14 protein-coding genes are annotated in these 16,787 nt (G+C 61.9%); 9 read left to right on the top strand and 5 right to left on the bottom strand.

Annotated features, from left to right (window positions below; translation table 11 throughout):
• Positions 1–215: 215 nt before the first annotated feature.
• The 3 genes from AC24GY_RS27340 to AC24GY_RS27330 form a co-directional block, all read right to left on the bottom strand.
• Positions 216–1,190, bottom strand: coding sequence for a hypothetical protein (locus tag AC24GY_RS27340; RefSeq protein WP_487689506.1), 975 nt, complete (start codon positions 1,188–1,190; stop codon positions 216–218).
• A 402-nt stretch (positions 1,191–1,592) separates the two neighbouring features.
• Positions 1,593–2,324, bottom strand: coding sequence for a tRNA pseudouridine(55) synthase TruB (gene truB / locus AC24GY_RS27335; protein ID WP_487689503.1), 732 nt, complete (start codon positions 2,322–2,324; stop codon positions 1,593–1,595).
• Positions 2,302–3,288: a DHH family phosphoesterase gene (locus tag AC24GY_RS27330; RefSeq protein WP_487689501.1), complete on the bottom strand. Its 987-nt coding sequence runs from the start codon at positions 3,286–3,288 to the stop codon at positions 2,302–2,304. Before AC24GY_RS27330 ends, truB begins: the two co-directional genes overlap by 23 nt.
• Positions 3,289–3,508: 220 nt before the next feature.
• Here AC24GY_RS27330 and AC24GY_RS27325 point away from each other — a divergent pair, with 220 nt between their 5' ends.
• From AC24GY_RS27325 to AC24GY_RS27310, 4 genes are all read left to right on the top strand, one after another.
• Positions 3,509–3,997 (top strand): phage holin family protein, encoded by a 489-nt coding sequence (locus tag AC24GY_RS27325; RefSeq protein ID WP_487689498.1) that lies wholly within the window; start codon positions 3,509–3,511, stop codon positions 3,995–3,997.
• A complete protein-coding gene (locus tag AC24GY_RS27320) occupies positions 3,955–4,401 on the top strand; it encodes a hypothetical protein (protein WP_487689496.1) in 447 nt (148 codons plus the stop codon). The genes AC24GY_RS27325 and AC24GY_RS27320 overlap by 43 nt, the downstream gene beginning before the upstream one ends.
• 89 nt (positions 4,402–4,490) lie before the next feature.
• Positions 4,491–4,796: a CPCC family cysteine-rich protein gene (locus tag AC24GY_RS27315; RefSeq protein ID WP_487689494.1), complete on the top strand. Its 306-nt coding sequence runs from the start codon at positions 4,491–4,493 to the stop codon at positions 4,794–4,796.
• Between the two features lie 136 nt (positions 4,797–4,932).
• A complete protein-coding gene (locus AC24GY_RS27310; protein WP_487689491.1) occupies positions 4,933–5,172 on the top strand; it encodes a hypothetical protein in 240 nt (79 codons plus the stop codon).
• A gap of 116 nt (positions 5,173–5,288) precedes the next feature.
• On the opposite strand, the gene AC24GY_RS27305 is transcribed toward AC24GY_RS27310, so the two are convergent.
• Positions 5,289–6,206, bottom strand: a complete 918-nt coding sequence (locus AC24GY_RS27305; protein WP_487689488.1) for a hypothetical protein — start codon at positions 6,204–6,206, stop codon at positions 5,289–5,291.
• 312 nt (positions 6,207–6,518) lie between these two features.
• On the opposite strand from AC24GY_RS27305, the gene AC24GY_RS27300 reads away from it, so the two are divergent.
• Positions 6,519–12,056 carry a hypothetical protein gene (locus tag AC24GY_RS27300; protein WP_487689485.1) on the top strand — a complete coding sequence of 1,846 codons (5,538 nt, stop codon included), beginning with the start codon at positions 6,519–6,521 and terminating at the stop codon, positions 12,054–12,056.
• 60 nt (positions 12,057–12,116) lie between these two features.
• Here AC24GY_RS27300 and AC24GY_RS27295 read toward each other — a convergent pair whose 3' ends face one another.
• A complete protein-coding gene (locus tag AC24GY_RS27295; protein WP_487689482.1) occupies positions 12,117–12,899 on the bottom strand; it encodes a transglutaminase domain-containing protein in 783 nt (260 codons plus the stop codon).
• 441 nt (positions 12,900–13,340) lie between these two features.
• Here AC24GY_RS27295 and AC24GY_RS27290 point away from each other — a divergent pair, with 441 nt between their 5' ends.
• From AC24GY_RS27290 to AC24GY_RS27275, 4 genes are all read left to right on the top strand, one after another.
• Positions 13,341–13,676 (top strand): hypothetical protein, encoded by a 336-nt coding sequence (locus AC24GY_RS27290; RefSeq protein WP_487689480.1) that lies wholly within the window; start codon positions 13,341–13,343, stop codon positions 13,674–13,676.
• 31 nt (positions 13,677–13,707) lie between these two features.
• Positions 13,708–14,757 carry a hypothetical protein gene (locus tag AC24GY_RS27285; RefSeq protein WP_487689477.1) on the top strand — a complete coding sequence of 350 codons (1,050 nt, stop codon included), beginning with the start codon at positions 13,708–13,710 and terminating at the stop codon, positions 14,755–14,757.
• Positions 14,758–14,807: 50 nt separating this feature from the next.
• Positions 14,808–16,385: a DUF3987 domain-containing protein gene (locus AC24GY_RS27280; protein ID WP_487689474.1), complete on the top strand. Its 1,578-nt coding sequence runs from the start codon at positions 14,808–14,810 to the stop codon at positions 16,383–16,385.
• Positions 16,386–16,553: 168 nt separating this feature from the next.
• Positions 16,554–16,721 (top strand): hypothetical protein, encoded by a 168-nt coding sequence (locus AC24GY_RS27275; protein WP_487689471.1) that lies wholly within the window; start codon positions 16,554–16,556, stop codon positions 16,719–16,721.
• Positions 16,722–16,787: the final 66 nt, after the last annotated feature.

Genomic DNA, 16,787 nt, shown 5'->3' with positions numbered 1-16,787 from the left:
AGGAGAGTAACGCAGGTCGGAGATGGTGCAACATCATTGTGCATCAAAATGCATTTTTTTTCGCCGATTGGGTGTTTGCCTTCGAGAAACGCAGCTCAAACGACCTCATTGGACGTGAGGAAACATTATATCACACTGATGTAGTATGCATTATTCGAAAGCCTTCCTTCCGCCATATGTACGAAGGTAATGAAGGGGCACGCAGCACGCATTCATCACGGCTTCACTACTGCCGCACGCAGTGTGTTGAGAGCAGAGGCTGCCGTGAGCCAGTCTGCATAGCGTGAGAAGAGGAGTGTGAACTCTCCCTGCAATGAATCGACGGAGTGTTTGATGACCTTGTCGAGCGCCTGCGCCTCATGGCCGCTGACGGGGCGGCCAGGCACCGTGGGCCCGGCCTTGATGGCTTCGAGATTCTCTTTGAGGACGTCGCGCAGCTGTTCGTTTTTGCGCTGTTCATCGCCATACACCTCGCCCAGCTCGGGATTGGCGGCTTTGGAGGCCATGTCTGCGAGCGTGAGGTTTTCCTGCTCGAGTTGATTGATGCTGGCCTGGATGTCCTTGATGAGCTTGCTGCGCATGGTGGTGGTATGACTGGAGAGGCGGAGGTTCTGCCGGTAGTCCTCGCTGTCTTCATAGCTCACGCCGCCAAAGCTGTTGATGCCTGTGGCTTTGTAACGCTCAAACTCCTCGTGCTTGGGGAAGGTTTTGAAGAGATCCACGATCTGCTTCACGCGCTTCTCGATGCGCTCTTCGAAGTCGTTGCTGATCATCTGCTTCTGCGTCTGGGTGAGATTGAAGGTGGGGCGCACCATCTGCTCTTCCAGCCAGGCGCGCTTCTGCTGGTAGTAGGTGACGGCCTGCTGCAGGCTGGCGATGGTCTCCTCCTTCATGCGCGTGACCTTGGTGTGCGAGTCCTTGGAGTCGCTGACAACACGCAGGGTGGTGAGGAGGTCGTCAAAGCGGGCTTCAATGCGCAGGTCCGCATTGTGGATCTCGCTGCCCAGCAGGCTGGCGCGCTGAGCCTGACCTGCGAGGCGGGCTTTGAGGACGGCCTGGGCGGGAGTGAGCGCCGGAGCCTTTGCCGGCGGGGGAGAGGCCGGAGCCGCAGGTGCTTGGGCGAAAAGCATCTGGCCGGAGTACCAGGCCAGCACCAACGCCACGTAGCGATGAAGGAAGCAGAGTTTCATGGTGGAAGCAGCCGGTTGGGGCTGTGCGGATGAAACAGTGCGGCCCGCCTGAAGTTTTCACAGGGGCAAGAAAGCAGCGGAGATGCGCAAGCCATGCTTAGGCCGTGGGAGAACTGAAAGCGGTTGGATCGAAGATGAGCGCCACATGCATTTTCATTGCGATGAGGACGGCGGACCTTTTTCAGCGCCTGAGACGCCATAGCCCCTTAATCACGGACCCGACTCAGCGGTTCCCTACCATCCCCTGAGGCAGCGCTGTCTTGGTACGGCGCGCTGGGCGTGTCTCTAGAATCCTTCGTCCCAACGCGGGGTGGTGACACCTTGTGTCCTTCTTTCAAATACGCCTGCGTTTTGCCATTGCGGCACGACTTGCCATCTAGACCTGCTTATCCCCTTCCCTGCTTACGCTCCGCGGAGCTTGCTCACATCATACAGGGACAGCATGGCGGCGAGGACTTCGTCCTTCTTGCCCTGCTTGAGCTGGTCAAAGGTGACGTGCTTGCCGGGGAGGAGCTTGAAGTGGCCGGAGCGGGTGCGGCGCAGGGCGCTGAGGTGCGCGCCGCAGCCGAGCTTCTGGCCGACGTCATGGGCATACGTGCGGACGTAGAAGCCTTTGCTGCACACGACGCGGAAGTCCACGAAGGGCGGCTCAAAGCGGGTGATCTCGTAGTCGTACACGCGGACGAAGCGGGGCTCGCGCTCCACTTCCTGGCCTTTGCGGGCGAGCTTGTAGAGCGGGACGCCGCCGATCTTGATGGCGGAGACCATGGGGGGCATCTGGTAGAAATCGCCCTTCATGCTGTCAAAGGCGGCCTTCACCTGCTCCAGCGTGAGGTCTGCGGGCACGGGCTTTTCTTCCACGGTTTCGCCTTCGGCGTCCTGGGAGTTGGTGGTCTTGCCGAGCGTGAGGGTGCCGACGTATTCCTTGTCCTCAGACATGAGGAGATCGGAAAGGCGGGTGCCGTTTCCAAGCACGAGAATGAGCATGCCGGTGGCCATGGGGTCGAGCGTGCCGCAGTGGCCGATCTTCTTCATGTTCAGGCAGCGCCGTGCGACGGCCACCACATCGTGCGAGGTCATGTCCTGGTCTTTGTCCACCAGGAGGACACCGCTAATCAATTCGTCTGACTTCATGTTCGAGTGCTTGCAAAAATTTGTCTGCTGCTGCGCCGATGGGGCCTTTCATGCGTGCGCCTGAGGCCATGCGATGACCGCCGCCGCCAAACTGGGCGCAGACGGCGGAGACATCGACGCGATTGTCCTTGGAACGCGAACTGACGCGCACCTTGCCACCGGGGATGTCTTCAAAAATGACGCAGGTGATGACGCTGTCGATCATGCGCAGGGTGTCGATGAGGCCCTCGGTATCGCCGGGCTCCATGGAGATGGCGTCCATGACTTCCTGCTTGAGCTGCCAGCTGACGATGCGGCCTTCGGCGCGAAACTCCATGTGGTTGAGCATGTCGCGCATGAGCTCCAGACGGCGCACGGGATAGCTCTGATAGATGAGCTTCGCGAGGCGTGCGGTGTCCAGCCCGGCATCGATCATTTCCGCCACGATGCGGTGCGTGCGCGCATTGGTGCTGGAATACTGGAAGGAGCCGGTGTCCGTGGAGATGGCGATGAAGAGATTCTGCCGCACGGCGTCGTCGATGGGCAGGCCGTGCTCGCTGAGCAGATTGTAAATGATCTGCCCGGTGGCGGGCTCGGTGGGGACGATGAGATTGAGCACGCCGTAGCCGGGATTGGCGGGGTGGTGGTCAATGTCCACCAGCAGCGGTGCGGCATCCAGCAGGGCCTTGGTTTTCTCCCCCACACGCTCATGAGTGGCGGTGTCCAGCGCGATGGCGAGGTCGATGTTCAGCGGCTCGTTGCCGGGCTGAATGACGGTGTCGGTGCCGGGGAGGAAGGCGAGGTTGGCAGGCACGCCATCTTCCAGCATGGCGATGACGTCCTTGCCCAGGGCGCGCAGGCTGAGCGCGAGGCCGAGGACGGAGCCCACGGCATCGCCATCCGGCCTCACATGCGCGACGATGGCGATGCGCTGCGCAGAGCGCATGGCGGCGACGATTTCGGCGGTGGTGGAGTTGGCTGGCATCCGGGGGGCATCCACAAAGCACCACGGCAGCCAAGCTGCAAGGTGAAGATGCAGCCCCTCCCAGATGTTTGAGGGAGCACCCGGTGCAAGGATGAGCGTGAGCTCATGCCTGCGACAGGAAGCGACTCGGGGGTGCGCGTGCTTCGATGGAGTCACTTTAAAAAAAGGAGCGCACATCCGGTGTGTGTCCCGCTGCCGAAGTATTCACAGCGCCCCCTTCATGAGTCCTCCCCCTGCCCGCCCCACCTCAAAGACAGGCACAGAGACGCAGCCGCCGGACGCTTTCGCGCCGGATGCGTTTCAAGGCTCGTCTTCAGGCTTTTTCCACCATGTGTGGGGCTGGTTTGAGGCCACGGTGAAGCATCTGCAACTGCGGGCGCTGCTGGCCATGCTGGAGGCGCGGGAGGCGGGCTCACACTTTGCCATGATCGCCGGCCTGCTGGTGGGCGCTCTCATCGTGGGCGTGTTTGCGTATGTGTTTCTGATTCTCACCGCAGTGTTTGCGCTGGCGGAATGGATGCACGGAGACCTGGTGTGGCTGAAGATCACCGCAGGAGCCACGGCGCTGCACCTGCTGCTGGCGGTGGTGCTGGTGCTGATGGCAAAGGCGCGCCTGAAGGCGCGTGTGTTTGAGAAAACCAAAGAAGAATTCAAGAAGGACATCCTATGGCCCAAGACTCCCACCCATCCCCGTCCACCGACGAGCTGATCGCCGAGATCACGCGGAATCGTGAAGTGCTGGCAGGGCACCGTGCGGCCCTGCACCGCACGACGCATGTGGGAAACCGCCTGCAGAAGACCTACCAAGATCACAAGGGACTTTTCCTCGGCTCTGCGGCGGTGTCCGGCCTGCTGCTCTCCTACCTGCCTTCCAGCCGAAAATCCAGATCACGCCGTGAGTCGCGTGCCAGCCTGAAAGCTGTGGCCGCCGCTGAGTCAGCGAAAAAGATAGAATCCCGCTCCCTGACGGCGGTGCTGCTGGGACTGCTGGGCAAGATGGCTCTCGACATGGGCAAGCCCATGCTGCTCAAGATGGTGCGCGATCATTACCAGCGCGCCACGCAAGCCGCTACCGCCGCAAGGCCGTCTGAAACGAACGCGCCTGCGCCGTAGGCCTGGGCCGGCATGCCATGTCATATGAAGTTGATGACGTGAACGAACGTTTTGTTTACCTTCAATAAGTTGTCCAATTTCTCACAACCGTGTCCCCAGATGCAGCCATTTGGTATGAACCAGCAGATCCGACCCCTCGGCATCAGTGTCCATGCTGCGACTATTTCTCACTGCCAGAGCGCGGCAATTACCTCATCTGCCGGATTTGCTTTTGGGAAGATGACGGGCAGGACATTGACCAGCTTGACGAGGAGTCCGGCCCAAATCGCATGACGCTGCGGCAAGGGAGAAAGAACTTCCTTGAGCTTGGAGCTTGTGAACGAGCGATGTTACGACACGTGATTCCGGCCGGACAACGTGTTGTGTATGAGCATCGGCCTCGAATGGTGGCCTGACAACTCGCTAAAGCCAGCACCCGCCCTCCGGCAGGGTTACACCCCATGCCCTCGTCGCTGCGGGCAAGCTATGGATCGTGGGGCTCCACATCCACAAGACCGTCGCTGGCGGGGGTTGCGAACGAAGCATGACTGCATGAACGAACCCATCACCCCGGCTGATCGCATCGCCGCCAAAGAAAACTTTCGCAACACGGTGCGGCAGTTTCGCTCCATCACCCGGGCACCAGCGCGCTGGACGAAGACAATCAAAGCCGCCTCTACGGTCTCCTCCGCGAATCCGGCATCGGCTTCATCAGCGTGGGCCACCGCGAGACGCTGCTGCCGTTTCATGAAAACGTGCTGCGGCTGGAGTGCGCGGGAGAGTGGGTGCTGAGGAAGAGGGGAGAGTTGAGGGAGAAAGGTGCCGAGCAGCATGCACCCATGGCTCCTGTTCAGGCCGAGGTTTGAAACCGCGATTCGTTGACTGCTACAGCATCCCCTGAGACGGGGCTACTCCAGCGACACTGGCACATAGCTCAAGGCAGGAACCTTCTGGCGTTTCAATTCGGCGCGGAATTTTTGTGAGACGACGCACCAGCGGTAGGCGATTTCGCGCCCGTTGCCAAAACGCGCACTGGTCATGGCGATGTCAAACGGCTTGAGGGTCTCCACTTCAGAGCGCTTGTAGCGCAGGGTTGGGGGATCACGCTCGGCATCATCCAAGTGGCGTGACTCGAAGCGCTCCCATCCCTTGTTAGAGGCCACGATGTCTCCCTGCCCATTCTGAATGGGATTTAAGGTGTCGGGCAAAATCACATGGCTCTTCAAGGCCCATAGCGGCTTCTTGACCTTGCCGCCCCTCACAAAGATGACCGGCGTCAGGTTCAGCCCCGCAAGGTCCGCTGCCAGCAAGCTTGATCTGAGCGGCTCCGCCACGGCAAGCCCGTGGAATGGGGACATAAATCCAAGCTGAACTGCGGTGGATTGTTTCTTGTCCACCTCAGCCACATAATCTTCTCGTTCCCATTGCTCATCATCCGGATTTTCATGATTGGCGATCTGCCTGGAGGACGACAATTCTAAAAACTCCGCTGCATCGATTTCCTGCTCGGTCCAAACCACTTTGCGCTTAAGCCCAAAGTAATGCGCTCGCTCTGCCTTGGGTATGACGGTCCAGTAGCTCGGCTTGAGCTGATATTTGGCATAGATCGCCTCGTAGAGCTTCGCAAGCCGTGGGTCGTTTTCGTCCAGGTCGATGTCGATCTTGCGTCCTGAAGAGCCTGCTCCCACCACTTTTAGCTCACATGCTGCTCCCAGTTCCTCAATACTTGATCGCGATGGCATTTCAATACCGCGGGTATTAGTCACCAAATCAGCACCATCCTCATAATAAATAACCAAGGAAAAGCAGTGACGAATGGAAGGCATTTTTGACGGAGGTTAAGGAGATTTGAGACCCGAAAGAGATGCCCGTCATTTTCAACGATGCACGCATTTTGAATCACTTGTTCACTCATTAAACCCGCCTCCGCACCAGCAGGCTTTGGCACGAGACCTCAAAGCACCGCGAGACGCTGCTGCCGTTTCATGAGCACGTCCTGCGGCTGGAGCGCGCGGGCAAGTGGGTGCTGAGCAGGCGGGTGTAGGTGCTGAAGGTATTGAGGAGCTTTTCCTAGGCATGGGCAATCCTGTTGCGATTTGAGTCTTGCAGAGCAGGAGCTGCCATCTGAGAATCGGGGAATGACATCACGTTTAGTCGTCGCCTTCGTTGCGCTGTTGTTTCTGCCGAAGGTCGGTCACGGGCAACCGTCCCTGCGCAACTCTTTGAGCGTGCGTCCTGTGCCGGGACTGGGCTTTGACTCCTACGTGGAGAGCATCTCGCGTGATGGGACCAAGGACTCGATCATCGCGGAGCTTTCGGCTCTGCCGAGTGGTGGCAAGGCGCGCCCGGGCGAGGCTGTTTTGCTGGCGATGCTGCTGGATGAAGCAGGGCGTGATGCCGAGGCGCTCACGGTTTTGCGCCAGAATGCACAGAGGCATCCGGCGGATCGCATGTCGCTCTCTGCCTTGGCGCGCAGTTTCAGCAAGGGCAGGTATTTTGATGATGAAGAGGCCGTGTTGAGGCAGCTTTATGAACTGCCCTCCCCGCCACATGTGCGGCTGGAGTGCCTGCGTCAGCTTGCCATGGTGCTGCAGGAGCATGGCCGGCTGCGCGAGCTGCGGGATGCCATGGTGAAGAAGCTGAAGGAGGAGCCCAATGATGCCTACGGGTGGCTGGAGCTGGGCGTGGTCCAGGCCCGCGCCGGGGAGGAAGCGGAGAGCCGCCGCTGCGTGTACAAGGCCTCCAAGCTGCGTCCGAAGGACGGGCTGCTGCGGCTGGAGATCGCCCGGCGTGAGGCGGGGTTCGGCCTCCTGACGGAGGCGCTGCGCACGCTGGATGAAGTGGACAAGCTGGAGAGATCTGCCAGCACAAAGCTGCTGCGCTGCCTGATCCGGCTGGACTGTGGCGAGGAGACCAAGGTGCTGGAAGCCCTGGAGAACTTCACTCCGCCGCCGGATGCGGACCCGGAGCTGGTGCTGGCCATGGCGGATGCACTGGCGCGCAGCCATGAGTGGAGGGCTGCGGCGCACCTGCTGGATCAGGCGCTGGTGGTGCATGCCACGAACTACCAGATGAAGCACCTGCGGGCCGTGGCCCTGGAGGAAATGGGCGATCATGAGGCGGCGGTCACGGCCTTCATGGCGATGATCACGCAGGCTGCGGAGATGCCTGCGGATGAGTCGCTCTGGTTTGGCGGGCGGTTCCGCGGGGACCTCCACGGCCGGTTTTTCCACCCCATGTACAATGACGATTCCTCGAAGGGGCTTGCTCTGCCTTCCGGCACGCTGGGAATCATGCACAGCCGGAAAGTGCGGATGGGGGCCTACATTTACCGGCAGACCAGCTCCGGTTACAGCGCGTGCTACGCTTACACGCAGGTGGAGGACGCCCCGCCGGCAGCCTTCATCCCGCTGCCAGAAACGCTGCTCGATGCCAAGCACCTCGCCGTCGCTCATCTGCAAAATCTCCTTCCCCGCGTGGCTGCCGCGCGCCGTGCAGAGGCGGAAAAGGCGCTGGTAACGGGTGGGCTGGAGCAGCCTGAGGTGCTGCTGGATCCAGCGAGCATCGAGGCACCCGGCGCGCTGTTCCGCCACCCGCGTGATCTGGCGCTGCATGCGGCGCGGCTGCTTGATGCAGTGTATGGCGACAGCCTGCCTCTGGAGGTGCTGGACGCGGAAGTGGAGCTTTTTCGTGAGTCCTTTCCGCAGCTGGCTTTCATCGCCGCGTGCAGGGCGTATCATGCGGCAGTGGCGCTGGAGGCAGGTATGCCTGCGCCTGCTGCGCAGCCGGATTCGGCAGCGGCACGGCGGGTGCTGGCACTGAAGCTGGCGGATCAAATCCCTGCCTGCACTCATGTCATCAAGGTGCTGCTGGGTCTGCTGCCGTCTCGGGATGGCCCAAAGTCAGAGAATTCGGTGGTGACGGCCACGGCAGAGGAGCTGCGCATCCTTGCACGGGCGGTGGATCTGGCCCTGCAAGCGCCTGCGAGCAGCACGGACGAACGAGCCGAAGTGGTGATCTCCATCATTCGAGCCGCCGTTCGGATGAATGACCTGGAGGAGGCCATCCGTCTGATGCGTGCGATTGCCAAAACATCTGCGCCAGCCGTGGCAGCACCTCCAGGCCTGCCCCCGGTCGTGTCGGCAGATGCATCCTTGCCGGAGCCAGTGACTGAGCTGGGCATCACCCATCCGGTGCTGGCCGCAGTGGCGGCGCAGGGGGCGTGGCGGGAAAAGGCACGCATGATGCGCGAGCCAGCCAAAGCCCACGCCAGGCTGGCCCAGGTTTACGAAACGGAGGTCCGGCTGACGCTGGAACTGTGCATCGGCGATTTTTCAGAAATCGATGAGGAGATGCAGCGACGCTTCGCACAGCCCCAGCCGACTTTGGCAGACCATATGCTGGCAACCTGGCTGGCACGCCTGCGGAACGACACGGTGGGTGCGCTCAAGCATCTGGCCGCTGCCAGCGCACGGGTGCGGGATGCCGCGCAGCTCCGCAGCATCGACAAATACGCGCTGCAATCGATCGACCAGTCTACGGGAAAACTCAGCGACCCGCTGCGGACTTTTGTGATCGCTTCCATTCAAAGGCTGGAGGGCTCCGAACTGCACCCGGCCTCCACCGAAACAGCCCACAGAGCCCTGAGCATCATCGGAACTCCTGCGGATTTGGAGAAGATAGCGGAAAGCGAACGCCAGGCCCAGCTGGCCCGGTTTGCCAAAGCAGATTTGTCGCCCTACTCCCGCAATGCCGCCTACAACCAGCAGCAAGCACGCTTCAACGAGGCAACGCAGCGAATGATCGACGTGCTCAAGGCGCGCAATCTGCCTGCCATCGCCGAGCTTGGCAGGAGCTGGTCCTGGAGCCGTGCGGATGGCGGCACCTACTCCCGCGAGGAGTTGGAGACTCTGCTGGGAGGCCCGGAAGCCTTCAAGCTGCTGCTGCAGGCCTGCAAGCCCGATGCTGACAGCGGCGAAGCCGAACTGCTGCGCTACGCTGACACCCTCATCAACTTTGGCGATGAAGCGGCAGCCCGGGAAATGTACACCGAGATGGCGAGGCGTGACGTCAATGCCATCCGGCCACGAGTGTATGCCGCCGCTTGTCTTGTAGAGAACGACCCCGCCACGGCGCTGGTCTACCTGCGCTCGATACGCCTGCAGTCGGTGGTGGCCTCCGATTATGCTGGCTCACCTCTTGCCATGCTGGTGAATGAGCATGAACCCGCCGCGCACCGGGCTGCAGTGGCGCGGCTGATCACCCGCTGGATCAACTCCACGGAGAATGCCGCAGATCTGGCTCCGCTGCTGAATCAATCCATCTGCAGCAGCCTGATTCACATGACGCGGTATGGCGCAGCCGATGAGCCCAGGCGTTTCCCGCCGCTCGATCAAGCCAGCGATCATCCAGACCACTTCACGGTGGAAGGCGCGAACGCCGAGGCCATGAGGGAGGCACGCCAGGCGCACGACGATCTCTGCCGCGCCCTCTTGCGACTGCCAGAGGTGCAGCCCACCGCCCTGGCGGCGCTGGCCTCACTGGTCATCAGTGAGGACGGAGATCTCAGCGAATGCGCGCAGCACGCGGCGGCCCTGCTGCGTGATCCGCAGGCCTGGGCACCGCTGCGATCATGGCTGAATCCTGTGGGTGGCGGTGGTGAACTTTTCGCAGGGACTGGCTCCATCGCGGTGCCCAGCCCCATGACGATCCTGGTGCGAAGCGCCGCGCAGAAAAAGGACTTCAGGAAATTTGAAACGGAGTTCCTGCCGCTCATTGATGAAGCGCTGGGCTCCCCTGCGGCCACCGGCGCCCGGCTTTATGCACGCCTCTTCACCGTGCCTGAGCCGGACTACCCTGCTGCGGCAGTCGCCTGGCTGGCGACGCGCCCGAGACAGGAGTATCCCCCGGTGAAAAGCTTGAACGAGGTGCTGAATGTGTGGCAGTGGCGCGCGCTGCGGGTGGACCTGAGCGAGACTCTGCTCAAAAGCGATCTGGCACGCGCCGAGGTGGAGCGCGGCGCCGTGCCTGAGACGCTGACACGCTACCTCACCCTGCTGGTCAAAGCGAGGCGTCAGGACGTGGCCGTCACCTGTGTCAAAACACTGCGTGATCTGATGATCAGCAGCGACCCTGCGGAGCGCCAGCGCTTGATCAAGGCATGGCACGACCAGCAAGCACGCTACCACAGCTCCGCTCCTGAGGACAAGCCATCGCACGTGTCACATTTTTCAGACTGGCTGAAGGGTGCCCTGCGTGACCCCACGCTCTTCTGCCTGCTGCCGCTGGCTTTGGAGGAAGGACTGCTCGGCGGCCCGTACGAGCTCGCCCCTGTGACCCATGAGCTGGTGACGCCGAAGCTGCTGAGATCACCGGAAGCGATCATCGCTCTGGCGGAAAATCTCGGCTTTCTGGCCGACGCGCCAGGCTGGCGCAACTACATCCTCTCTCCCTACGGCGAGCCCGACACCTGGATCAGCAGCCTGACTGAAAAACTGCGTGAATTCAGAATAAGCAATTGGATGGGCAGTGAAAAGCGAGTGCCGCCGCTGCGCCCGCTGCTGGCAGCGCGCCAGCCGCAAACGCTGGGCAGCGAGATCTTCGCGGCCCTCCTGGCCCTGAGCCGGACCAACGTCCTTCAGCATGGTCTGGACCTGGACAAGCGCGATGAGCTGCTGCGTGAAGTGCTGACGCGGCGGCAGGCGGAGCTGGCGGCCATACCACCGGCGCAGCGCCGGGCGTTCTCGCTGATGCTGCGCAAGGAGCTGCCGGACTATCCGGATGTGTCAAAGCTGGACGCTGGTCTTGCCAGGGCGCTGCAGCCGTTTCTGGCGGCTGAGGCGGATGACCTTGTGCCTGAGCTGGACCGTCTTCTGGCCGCCAAGGAATGGGCCGATGTGGGCATGAAGGTGGATGCTTTCTACTGGCAGTACCCGCCGCTGCTGGCCCAGGCCGCACGGCGGCATCCTGCCAAAGTGGAGCAGGTGGTCCTCCATATGTGTGAACTCATGCGCCAGACGCCGGAGGATGAGCAGCAACGGTTTTTAGGCCAGATCTCGACCACGCCCGTCGCTCGCTTCATTCAGTCTTTGGGCCAGGTGCCGCAGCTCCTCGCCACCTGCATGCGTCTGGCTGAAAGTGAGAACCTGCAGCTCGATCCAGCGTGGACGGAGGGCTTTGCCAGCAAGATGACCGATTACCCGATCACGCCCAGCCGCGAATACATCGCGGCGATCTTTACGCGCAGCCCCTTGCTGGCCGATGCGGAGCACTTCAATGACTTCGTGGTGGGCACAGGCCGCAACTCCAAAAACACGACGCTCCTGCTCAGGATGATCAACCTCGTGAAACGGGAAGATCAAGATGTGAAATGGCTGCAGCAGCGGCTCCTGGCCGAGCCTGAGCAGACCTTTGGCATCCAGCTCACGCTGACCCTGCTGAAAAGCACCGAGTGCATTCGCATGTACCCGGAGGAAAAGTACAGCCCCAACACCGGTCCCGCGCCGCTCGTCGCTTTCGCTGCGGCCCATGCCAGAGATTTCCTGCGGCTCTCACCCTCCGCCGTCGCTGCGCTGCGGACGATCTATGTGAACTACCTCACCCCTCCTCCTCTCATTCCCTTCCGGGCAAGTGAGCGGCCTGCGCCTTTTCGAGGCCCTGGACCGTCGATCAGATGACCGTCCGCCGATCACTTGGATGAAGCCCCTCTAAGCCGCCTCGGGTTCAAACGCACCCCCTCACGGCGCGGCACTTACCTGGACGTGCATGCCTTTCATCACGAGGTTTCCGTATTCGCTGAGCTGCGCGGTGTCGACGGCATCGCGGCCGTAGGCGAGGATGATGCGGTTGCCACGGGGCTGATTTTGAGTGGCGTCAAAGGTGTACCAGCGGCCGCCGACGAAGGCCTCAAACCACGCGTGCAGGTCCATGGGATCGAGCTGATACAGATACCCGGACACCATGCGGGCGGGAATGCGGACGGCGCGGCAGAGGGCGATGCCGAGGTGCGCGTAGTCACGGCACACGCCCATGCGGCTGTTCGCAGTGTCCATGGCCGTGGTGCTGGGGCCGCTGGAGCCGTACTGGTAGGTGATGTTGTTCTGGATCCATTGTCGGATCGCCTCGGCCTGGCCGTAGCCGGGAGCTGCATTTTCGATGACCTGCGTGGCCAGATCCAGCAGCAGATCGCACTGGCAGTAGCGGCTGGGCAGCAGGTAATGCAGCACGCTGTCCGGCAGATCCTGCACCGGGGTGAAGGGCGCGGAGTGATCCACATCGATGAAATCGGGAACGCTCGCGGTGACTTCCGCCTTGATGACCGTGGTGCCTGCGGGCAATACCACGCGCTGGCATGCATTGCCAAAGACGTCGATGGTTTTGACGTGGGGCGTCATCGGCTCAAAGCTCACCGAGCTGTGTTGAATGACCTGCGCCGGGCCGGACAGGGGCTCGATCATCATCACGGTGGCGGCGGGAACGGTTGTTTCCACGGTCATTTCGCATCTGGCTTGGAGTATCATGAGTGTAGAGGGGGGGGGGGCTTTGCTCAATGGATCGCGGTGAAAAGGATGGCTGGTTGCATGCCAAATGCCGCGCAACGTTTTCGTTTCTCTGCGCCCCCTTTCGCAACGCTGTGCGCTGAATCTGCATTTTTCTGAAATAGTTTTTGACTTTCGGAATCCGGACCCAAGTCTTTCTTCATTCCTGAGGACGGCCGGCGTGAAGAACGCGGCCTCCGGTAGAGATGGCGGCGAGACGGCAGTGAAGAACTCTGGCATTCGCACCCGGCATACAACCCGGCGGCCCTGAACGGCCTCCGGCCCACCACTCACGCCCGACCTCACGCGGACTCCGCGCCAAACGGCACCTCCATGCCCCGGCACGGCCGCATGATACCACAAGGCACCAGTTAGCAGCATATATTACTACACGTGAACCCATTGCAACCAAACGACATTCTTATGAAATCCAGCATTCAAACAGTATCCGAAGCCCTCACCGCCGCCCAACACCCCCAGCCAGGCCCCACACCACCGCCGCCTGTGGAACTGCTCACGCAGGTGGAGATGGCGCAGCGCCTCGGCATCACCCGCCGCACCCTGCACAGCTGGGTGCTCAACGGCACGGTGCCCATGATCAAGATTCGCGGCTTCTGCCGCTTTGAATTCGCCAAGGTCTGGGCCGCCCTGCAGCAGCACGAGGTGCGGGCGGGAGGCAGCGCAAAATCCTCCTCTTCCTCCCGGAAGGGCGCCGGGAGCACAGCGGCCGCCTCCACCGCCGAAACCCGCAGCGCCTAGCCTGCTCATTGAAACCACATTCTACCACATTATGAAATCCAACACCGAGCGTGCCAGCGCCTATCTGGCGAGGATGCCCGTCTCCATCTCCGGGCAGAGGGGGGATGCCGCCGCCTTCCGCGCCGCCGTGGCGCTGGTGCGCGGCTTTGACCTCTCCGAGGAGGAGGCCCTGCCCCTGCTCAGCCACTGGAACAAGGACTGCCGCCCGCCCTGGCAGGAAAAGGATCTGCGCCACAAGCTGCACTGCGCCGCCACCAGCAGCGCGGGGAAGCCTGCGGGGTATCTGCGGGATGCGGAGATGACGCCGGGCGGGAAGGCGGGAAACAAGACCCCGGGCAAGAACAGGTCCGGCAAGGCCGGTTCCTCCTCACAGAGCCGTGCAGGGCACACCGCTCCCCACACACCCGCCACCCCCGCCGAAGACCCCGCCCGGCTGCGCGAAAAGTGGCCGGAGTTTCACCCGCTCACGCAGGAAGACATCCTCACCGTGGCGGATCTGCGCAGCATCTTGCCAGATGCGGTGGATCTCGCGCACCGGCACGGGTTTCTCCGTGTGGCGCAGGTGCAGGGGCACCGCTGCCTCATCATCACGGAGGGCACCTTTGCGCAGGCGCGGCGGCTGGACGGACAGCCGCTGGAAAGAGGAGACGGCACCTACATCAAAGCGCGCAATCTCTCCGGTTCCCAGGGCGCCTTCATCGGGCAGGGCTGGCTGGGTGAAACCACGCACGTGCTGCTGGTGGAGGGCACGGTGGGCCTCATCGAGGGTCTCGCCGCCATGCTGCTCGTGGATACACCGCACGCGTGGAGCATCCTCGCCGCCACCAGCGCCAGCTCCCGCTTTGCGCGGGATTCTGCGCTGCTGGAGCGGCTGCGCGGCAGGGAGGTGCACATCGTCCCGGACGCGGACGAGGCGGGCAAAGACGCCGGATCCTCCTGGCTGGCAGACCTGCAGGCCGCAGGCGTGCACGCCACTGCGCACCTCCTGCCCAAGCTCTGCAAAGACCTCGGCGACGTCCTCCAAATGCGGGAGGCCGAGCGCCAGTCCATCCTCGACGGCCTCTTCACCCCCCGAAAATGAATCCACATCTCCACTCATCTGAATCCTCTGAACCCGACAACTTTTCGACCATGAACTCTGACTCCAATTCCAACTCCGATTCGAACTCCAGCTCCAATCCCAGCGCCACGCCCCCTGTCCTCACAGATGCCACCGCCGAGCTGCAGGCCCGCAGCGCCTTCCGGCCTTCCGCCGACTGGACGAGCTACCTGCGCCCTGTGAACGCTCCCGTGCCCGACTGGTACAAACCCCAGCCCAAGCCGCCCGCCGAGGAGAAAACAACGGCAACATCCAACACTTCGGCGGGAGGATGCGCGCAAGCACCACCTGCGGCCACGAGCGCGGAGACTTCCACATCTTCCACAGTTTCAACGGGGGAGAGTGAGACAATACGTGAGCATCCCATCCCGGAGGATTCCATCCTCATGGATTACCGCGACTTCACGCGCAATGTCTCAGAGCTGCCGGACGGCCTCATCGTGGCCCCCATTCTGGCTCTTTGTGGCAGGCTTCTCACACCCAATGTCACACTGAGCTTTGGTGGTCGCAAACCGCTGACGATTTTCAACTTCGTGGCCAGCCGGGCAGGCATGCGCAAGAGCACCACCTTTTTGCCAGCGGTCCAGCTCGCACGCCACATCCTCACACCGGACGATCTCATCGGAGGAAACGCCAGCGACTCAGCGCTGTTTGACACCTTTGAGCAGCAGCCCCACCGCCTGCAGTTTGAGGACGAAGGCAACGCCATCCTGCGCAGCTGGGAGACGCAGTCCTACGGGCGAGAGGTCTCCGCACGCTACCTGGGCCTCTACGATGGTTCACCCTGGCATCAGAATTTCCTGCGTGAAGGCAAGAACAACGCCGATGGCGAGTCCCAGCGCCACATTGAGCAGGCCACGCTGAGCCTCTGCATTGGCAGCACCTTTGGCGTGGCCCGGCTGGATCAGATCGCCGCCGGCTGCGGTCTGCGCCGCCGCTTTGGCTTCTACGTGGCCACCCGGCAGGCACGGCAGATCTGGTGGCCGGAAACCCTGGAAGGAGACGACCTGCAAAACATGGCCGACCTCTTCCGCAATCTGACCAGCCTCAAAGGCACCGTGGGCAGGGACAGCTTCACCAAGGCCGCCAAACACTACTGGGTGGACCTGCAGCAGCGCAACCGCGCCCGCTGCGAATCAATACCAGACTATACCACAGGAAGTGAGAACCTCCTCTCCAGCCTCAATGAAAGCCCCGCCCGCTGCCTGAAGCTCGCCGTCATCTTCCAGGCCTGCCGCTGGGCCAGAGGCAGCATCACAGATCCCTTCACCATCACCCCGGACATCCTGGAGATTGCGGAGGCGCATCAAAACGCCTGTCTCGATGCCCTGATGGAGCTCGAAGGCATGAGCCGCCGCCTTCAGGTGGACGACACCGCCGAATGGCTGCTGGCCCAGATCATGGGAGATCACAGTGTCAAACCCGGCCAGCGCCAGGCCGTGTACACCCGGAGCCAGCTCACCCACCGCTTTGCCGCCAATCCAGGGCGTCTCGGCGCACTCACCGCCTCCAAGCTCTACGCCGAGATCATCCCCCACCTCGTCTCACGCCAGCAGTGTGTGGTGAGCAAAACTGGCAAACTGCAAACCTACACCTTCACCTGGGAGTGAGCGAACACACACTCCCCCGTTGAAACTGTGGAAGATGTGGAAGTCTGGGCGCGGCGCGAGGGCGGGAATGCCTGGCCGTAGCGCAAGCCTCCGGCTTGCTCCGGGATCGGCCAGCATGGAGCCGCATCCTCAGTTGAAATCCACGCCGCAGGCTGATACACTCCACGCATGCCCACCGACGCCCTCGACATCACCAGCGTCCTCCAAAGCGCCCTCGCCTTGCCGCCCCATTGGCGCGAAGAAATGGACGCCCGCGTGCAGCGCCGTGAGAGCGGCAAAACCCGCTCCTGCACGCACGAGGAAGTCATGGCAGAGCTCGATGCGGTCATTGAGTGATGTGTCTCGTTTACACGGAGGATAGTTTTCGCCTTAAAAAAGGCTGTTGATAAAGTGTTCTTTTGA

Source organism: Prosthecobacter sp. Pr1 (genome assembly GCF_057652315.1).
Note: the sequence above shows the minus strand (reverse complement) of the source record. Positions and strands in the feature narration are given on the sequence as shown.

Coding starts and splice junctions, on each gene's coding strand:
- AC24GY_RS27340 (WP_487689506.1), bottom strand. CDS start 1,190: ATGAAACTCTGCTTCCTTCATCGCTACGTGGCGTTGGTGCTGGCCTGG.
- truB (WP_487689503.1), bottom strand. CDS start 2,324: ATGAAGTCAGACGAATTGATTAGCGGTGTCCTCCTGGTGGACAAAGAC.
- AC24GY_RS27330 (WP_487689501.1), bottom strand. CDS start 3,288: ATGCCAGCCAACTCCACCACCGCCGAAATCGTCGCCGCCATGCGCTCT.
- AC24GY_RS27325 (WP_487689498.1), top strand. CDS start 3,509: ATGAGTCCTCCCCCTGCCCGCCCCACCTCAAAGACAGGCACAGAGACG.
- AC24GY_RS27320 (WP_487689496.1), top strand. CDS start 3,955: ATGGCCCAAGACTCCCACCCATCCCCGTCCACCGACGAGCTGATCGCC.
- AC24GY_RS27310 (WP_487689491.1), top strand. CDS start 4,933: ATGAACGAACCCATCACCCCGGCTGATCGCATCGCCGCCAAAGAAAAC.
- AC24GY_RS27305 (WP_487689488.1), bottom strand. CDS start 6,206: ATGCCTTCCATTCGTCACTGCTTTTCCTTGGTTATTTATTATGAGGAT.
- AC24GY_RS27300 (WP_487689485.1), top strand. CDS start 6,519: ATGACATCACGTTTAGTCGTCGCCTTCGTTGCGCTGTTGTTTCTGCCG.
- AC24GY_RS27295 (WP_487689482.1), bottom strand. CDS start 12,899: ATGATACTCCAAGCCAGATGCGAAATGACCGTGGAAACAACCGTTCCC.
- AC24GY_RS27290 (WP_487689480.1), top strand. CDS start 13,341: ATGAAATCCAGCATTCAAACAGTATCCGAAGCCCTCACCGCCGCCCAA.
- AC24GY_RS27285 (WP_487689477.1), top strand. CDS start 13,708: ATGAAATCCAACACCGAGCGTGCCAGCGCCTATCTGGCGAGGATGCCC.
- AC24GY_RS27280 (WP_487689474.1), top strand. CDS start 14,808: ATGAACTCTGACTCCAATTCCAACTCCGATTCGAACTCCAGCTCCAAT.
- AC24GY_RS27275 (WP_487689471.1), top strand. CDS start 16,554: ATGCCCACCGACGCCCTCGACATCACCAGCGTCCTCCAAAGCGCCCTC.